Raw genomic sequence first — 1,866 nt, forward strand, 5'->3', positions numbered from 1 at the left:
TCTCATCCATGCTCAAGTGCTGATACTGGTTGCCCATTGTTCACCTCCAGTCTCCTTGGACCAAAGGTGTTGCACTTCATTTTTGAGCCGGCCTAGTGTTGAACTTCGGGATCTATTTTTGGCTTGTCTGCCGCCTTGAGAATGAGATGTTGATACAGCCACCACTGCCGCTTTCTCGGCAATAGATGATAGCCAATCCATCGTGCCCAGGGATGCCCAGCAACCCTTCTCGACCATGCGCCACGCGACGCCTTGAGCCTATTGTGTGCCGTTTGAAAAATTTCCGGATTAAATGCAGCAGCGTCAATTTTTAGAAAGCTAGCCACCCGTTTCGCGATGGCCTGCGGATCCTCAAACAATTCTCGAGACGGCAACACCAGTACGTTATCTTTACCAAAAGTCTCTATATATCTTTTCACCTGCTCATAGTATAAACCCAAATCAACATAAAGATAGGAGATCCCAAAACCTTTTCGGGCACAACAAAAATCTTCTTCTAACATTTTGATGGTAAAGTCTTTATTATTTACTCCCTCTCGATAATCCATCAGATAATGAGAATGAGCACGTACAATTGGGTCTCTGGGGAGAACGATTATCTTGGCATCGGGAGCCTTTTGATAGATTCTCTGCGCAGCTTCAGAGCACCAGAGATTTTAAGTTCTTGCACCCCCATTGCTTGGCAATCTTTTGCGGTTTGATATGACTGTAAATACTCTTTCTCGTTATCAACAAACTCGACGAGGTGTAAGCGCTCTTTTACCGGTGCCATTCTTGAGAAAAAATGCGGCTCTTTAAAATCGGGAAGGAAGACCTGCGGATGACCTTGCAGATATCGATATAGAGAAGTAGCTCCACCCTTTACGGTTCCCACAATAAAAAATTTGACCAGATATCATGCGCGGTCCTTACTTCCAATTTTGCTGACATATTTTGCCCTGATAGCAATAATCTTGTGAGAACTTTTATTCGCTCTCCGCATAGCATAATTATTTAGGCTTGCCAATTCATCACCAACAGAAAAAGCTCGCGCCAGTGCGCGAGCTCAAAACAACATCGACTACTATCTCCTGTTGGTCACTTCACCAACTTCTTACGCCACTGCCCCTGCTCCATCATCGGCGCAAAGAGTTGGTAGTATGGGCCCTTGTCGAGATGAGCAAGAACTCCCTCATTATGGATCTGGCGACATTCGTAGTCGAGCATGGCGTGGGCGATTCCCATGTGTGCCGCTTCGGGCGATTCCCACTCCATGTGAACCAAATACTGTACGGGTGTTTGCCCTGGAATCGGCGGTGTTGTGGGGATTGCACTGCCGCGGTTGGTGTTGTACTCCGGCGGATTAGCACCAAGAGTGGCCTTGAGCATGCCCTTGGGATCGAGCTGGAATGAGCCGATGGCAGACACGCCAAATTGCTTCAATATCATCCAGCCAATCATTCCGGGCACATTTTCTTTGAACCAAGTCAAGGTCTTTTCAGCCCCTTCCTCAAATTGCTGCTCGTGCCCGTCCATGACCCAATGATCGCCAATAGCAATGGATCTCTTGGCCGCCAGTGCAACCTTGGGAACAGCTTCCTGCTTGGCGAAGGCACCACCCAAGGCCGCAGGAATATCTGTCATAGCAATGATTGGCGGTAAATCCGATCGGACAATTTCATAGTACGGCTCCCATGGCCCTTCGATAACCATACCCAGGCAGTCCCCACAGAGCTCATAAATTTCCTTAAAATTATCGTGGTGCATCTCCTCGTGCGATTGCACATCTTTCCATACGGTGTATTGAAACATGGCAATCGGATTCAGCGTCTCGTGCATATCGATAGCGCCGCCGCCATAGCGGCCGGCCATGGGATGAATACCGGT

At 48.2% G+C, this 1,866-nt stretch carries 2 protein-coding genes; both read right to left on the reverse strand.

Annotation, left to right across the window (positions count from 1 at the left end; genetic code table 11):
- Positions 1–92 precede the first annotated feature (92 nt).
- On the reverse strand, positions 93–626 hold the full coding sequence (locus RTI30_RS11725) for a sulfotransferase domain-containing protein (RefSeq protein WP_409449705.1): 534 nt from the start codon (positions 624–626) through the stop codon (positions 93–95).
- Between the two features lie 451 nt (positions 627–1,077).
- A partial coding sequence (locus RTI30_RS11730; protein WP_312283823.1) for a sulfur oxygenase reductase family protein occupies positions 1,078–1,866 on the reverse strand: 789 nt, incomplete at its 5' end.

The organism is Candidatus Igneacidithiobacillus taiwanensis (assembly GCF_031962545.1).
Lineage (GTDB): Bacteria > Pseudomonadota > Gammaproteobacteria > Acidithiobacillales > Acidithiobacillaceae > Igneacidithiobacillus > Igneacidithiobacillus taiwanensis.